The organism is Streptococcus sp. CCH8-H5 (assembly GCF_001556505.1).
Taxonomy (GTDB): domain Bacteria; phylum Bacillota; class Bacilli; order Lactobacillales; family Streptococcaceae; genus Streptococcus.
The window spans coordinates 1-4,178 of the sequence record NZ_LSIZ01000049.1 but is presented as its reverse complement, the minus strand read 5'-3'; the positions used below and the strand labels follow the sequence as shown (position 1 = coordinate 4,178).

3 protein-coding genes are annotated in these 4,178 nt (G+C 37.6%); 1 reads left to right on the top strand and 2 read right to left on the bottom strand.

From position 1 onward, the window contains the following. Positions 1-453 (bottom strand): IS256 family transposase (locus AX663_RS11095; protein WP_443031047.1); only part of this gene is annotated, 453 nt, incomplete at its 3' end. Further along, positions 434-952, bottom strand: coding sequence for an IS256 family transposase (locus AX663_RS11090; RefSeq protein ID WP_443031046.1), 519 nt, complete (start codon positions 950-952; stop codon positions 434-436). The genes AX663_RS11095 and AX663_RS11090, both read right to left, overlap by 20 nt. Positions 953-1,489: 537 nt before the next feature. Here AX663_RS11090 and AX663_RS04190 point away from each other — a divergent pair. Next, positions 1,490-4,178 (top strand): GbpC/Spa domain-containing protein (locus AX663_RS04190; protein WP_060972788.1); only part of this gene is annotated, 2,689 nt, incomplete at its 3' end.

Genomic DNA, 4,178 nt, shown 5'->3' with positions numbered 1-4,178 from the left:
CTTTTTCGTTTGACGTTTGATTTCTTTGTTAAGAGACTCAATGAGGTTTGTCGAATAAATGCTGTGCCAAATCTGGTAGGGAAACTGATAAAAAGTTAAAAGATTATCCGTATTCTCCAGACTTTCCATGACTTTCCTATACTTTGGTTTCCATTCGGCGATAAAGTCCTCTAAAGCTTGCACTGCCATTTCTAAATTTTCAGCACGATAAATCGTTTTAAATTGCTCCAGAATAACCGCTCTATCTGCTCGTTTCACTTTACTAGCTAGATTTCGTCTAATATGAATTAAGCAACGTTGTTGTTTAGCTAATGGGTAAGCCTGACTGATAATCTGCTCAAGCCCCTTGAAGCCATCGGTCACTACAAGAGAAACCTGTTGGATTCCTTGGTTTTGAAGCTTGTCTAACAGGGTGGACCAAGAAGCATTGTTTTCATTTTGGGGCAATCTCATATCCAAGAACAGCCTTCTGTCCTTCTGGTGTAACGCCAAGTGCGATATGAATACATTCTTTACTAACGGTTCCACGTCTTAATGGAAGATAGGTTCTGTCAAGAAATAAAACAGAGTAATTGGCTTCTAAGCTTTGCTCATGAAAAGCAGCGACATTCTCCTGAGTTGCTTTTGAGATATTAGAAATTGTGGCAGGACTATAGTGATGACCATACATTCGCTCGATGATGTCACTAATTTCTCGAGTCGTTACACCGGTTTGATAGAGTTTGATAACCATCTCTTCCAAGTGGTCATCTCTACGCCCATAAGCAGGTATCAAAGATGGACTAAAGTTCCCATTACACTCTCTTGGAATAGTTAACTGAACAGTCCCATATTTGGTTTCAAATTTCCGTGAATAGGTTCCGTTACGACTATTACCAGAAATATAGCCTACTTTTTCGTAAGGCTCATACCCTAAAAAGGCTGACAATTCTGATTGAAGGAGATCATTCATAGCTGTTTCAAGAGAAGTATGGAAAAATTCATCAATATCTTGCTTTTGGGCTAGGATGTTAAGTAAAATATGTTGGTAAACTGAGCCATAGGAATAAATCTCTTTCTAGTAATGTGTTGCAACTCTACTATAACAGATTTATTCCTTTTGTGTTTACACAACTTATTTTACACTACCAAACTAATAAATATAGGAAGATAAAGGAGAGAATCTAGGTAGATAGCTATCCGAAAGCTAAATATCACAATGAAAATCAAAATGAAAGCTTATTATCGCTTGTTTTTCATGATTTTTTCAATAAAAAAACATTAAAGTGAATCATCCTGTATATTATAAAATTAAACCTTCTATTTACAACGAAAACACTATTTATTATAGGGTTTTATCTATCAAATACTTTGATATTAAAAAGTATTTGAATTTAAGAATCTAATAGAATTTAAAGGAATGGATGTTTTTATGAGATATCTCAAATTGACAAGGTTCTTTCTTTTGTTAGAATATGAACATAACTAAATATAGAAGGACGTAATTTAAATGGGGAAAAAGGAATTACAACGTTATTCACTCAGAAAGTCTAGCCTTGGTGCGGCTTCTGTTCTTTTGGGGACTGCAGTTCTTGCAGTAGGAGCTTCAAATGCAAGCGCTGATGAAGTATCAACAACTACAGATTCAGTAACACCAGCAGTTGAAGCAACAGATGCTGTTGAAGAAAGCACTTCTGCCGTAGCAGATTCAACTGAGAAGAAGGTTGTTAACGTTACTGAAGAAGGCAACACAACTGTTACAACGAGTGAAGTAACAAATACAAGCTTAGAAGCTGCAAAAACAGCTGCAACTAACGAAGGGGTTGAGGTTAAGGAAGAACCTGCTCAAACCAAAGAAACTGTTGAAGCAGCTGCTGCAGATAATAAAGCACAAGCAGAGAAAATCAATACAGTCGTTTCAGATTATAAAGCGGCTAAAGAACAATACAAGTCAGATAAAGCTGACTATGATAAAGCAAAAGCAAACTACGATGCCAAATTAGCTGAGAAAGCACTTGCTGATAAAACAAATGCTGAAGCTCAGGCTAAATATGATACTGAAAAAACAGCTTATGATAAAGCTTCAGAGCAATACCAAATTGCTAAGCAAGCTTATGACTCAGCCCTTTCAGAGTACAAGACTAAGAAAGTTACTTATGATGCTAAGGTAGCAGAAAAAGAAGTAGCTGATAAAGAAAATGCCTTGTCTGCAGCTAAATACCAAGCAGAATTGGCAACTTATAACCAAGCAAAAGCTGATTATGAAGCAGCTCTTGCACAGTACAATAGCGATAAAGCCAAATACAATGCTGAAAAAGCTAATTATGATAATAAAGTAGCTGAAAAAGTTGTTACTGAAAAACGTAACGCTGAAGCTGAAGCTAAATATCAAACTGAGCTTGCAGCATATAATGAAGCAAAAGCTAAATATGATGTAGAAAAAGCAGCATATGACAAGAATCTTGAACTTTATAACGCTAAGAAAACAGCTTATGAAGCAGATCTTGAAACAAAACAAGCTATTGAAAAATACAATGCAGATGCTAAAGCTAAATACGAAGCAGCCTTGGTTGTCTACAATGAGCAAAAAGCTAAATATGACCAAGAGTACCTTGAGTATCAAAACAAATTAGCTGTCTACCAAACAGCACTTAAACAATACCAAGAAGCTAAAACAGCTTACGATAAATACATGAATGATCCTGTATATCGTAACCTTAAAGATGCTGAAGTTGTTCAAGAATTGACCTTCCAACGTGAAAACGATGCAACACACAAAGTTGAAGGTGTAAGCAACTACTTGACAAAAGAAGCACAAGAGCGTCTTAACACAAGTAATGTTTTCCAATATGACTCTAACAAGTTACAAGCATCTGACATTGTTTCAAATAGCCCATGGACAAATACTGAAGACGAGTGGGTTCAAGTTAAAGAAGGTGACAAATTTGTTGTTACTTATGATGGTTTGAACCAATCAAGCATGATTGTTGAGAATGAAGCATCAGCAATCAAACGTGTTGTTTACCGCTACGAAATTGTTAGCCTTCCATCAAACGACGGAAAAGGTATCGCGAAAATCAGTAAGGATCCAACAGTAACTATGACAGTTGGTGCATCAACTGATCAAGATAAACCAGTTAAAGTAGCAGTAGATGTTGAGTTTTACGATAAAGATGGTAAAATGTTCAACCTTAGTGAGCGTAATGCTATCGTAGCACTTAACTCACTAAACCACTGGAATGGTGCAGCTTATGTTGAAACATCTGAGCGCCCACGTCCACTTACAGTAGAAGCGAAAGACGTTAATGGTAATACTATCCGCGGTACATATAATCCTTACGCAGATGGCTCTACTTTGGCAATCCAAAACGGTGAAGTTGTTACTAAATCTGGATACGCTGATTTCGGTGGCGCTACTGTTAACATTTCTGATGAGAACCCACTTAAGGTAGTTGTTCCTATCACTGACTGGAATGGTTCAGAATGGGTTGTCTCACGTGAAATTCCATCTGATGTAACAACTCTTAATGCTTCAGGTAGTGGTAATGGACACGCTCTTGGTAACCAAGATTATACATTTGGTGATAAGGATGATGTTATTGGTTCGTACAGCGTTTCTGCTGAAACTGGTTTGATTACATTCACACCTAAGAAAAAATACCAATCAACACGTCACCAAGAATATGTAAATATTGGTGATAACCAATTCATCGCTATTCCAAAATCATCAGTTACTTATGATGCTGCTACTAAAGAAGTAACATCAGTCAATGATAACCAATACATTGACCATGGTGCAGTCTTTAATGGTGAGACAACGTCTGAATTGACAGGTTGGGATAACGCTGATTCACCTTACCTCTATTATGGAGGTGCAGGTATCAAGATGACAAATGGTCACTTGGTATTTACTGCTGAAGGTGCAAATGCTGATGGTGCACCAACAGTATATTGGTTCGCAATCAACTCTAATCTTGGTTTGCCTAAGAATCCAGGTGAAAAACCTGAAGAGCCTAAGGCACCAACACCACCGACAGCACCGGTTAAACCAGTTATTAAAACAGTTGGTATCAATCCACAAGCACCAACACCACCAACACCACCAAAAGAGCCAGTGGCGCCAACGCCACCAACTCCAGAGGTAGTTGAAGTACCTGGTAAACCACAAGCACCAACACCACCAACAGGTCCAACGGCAC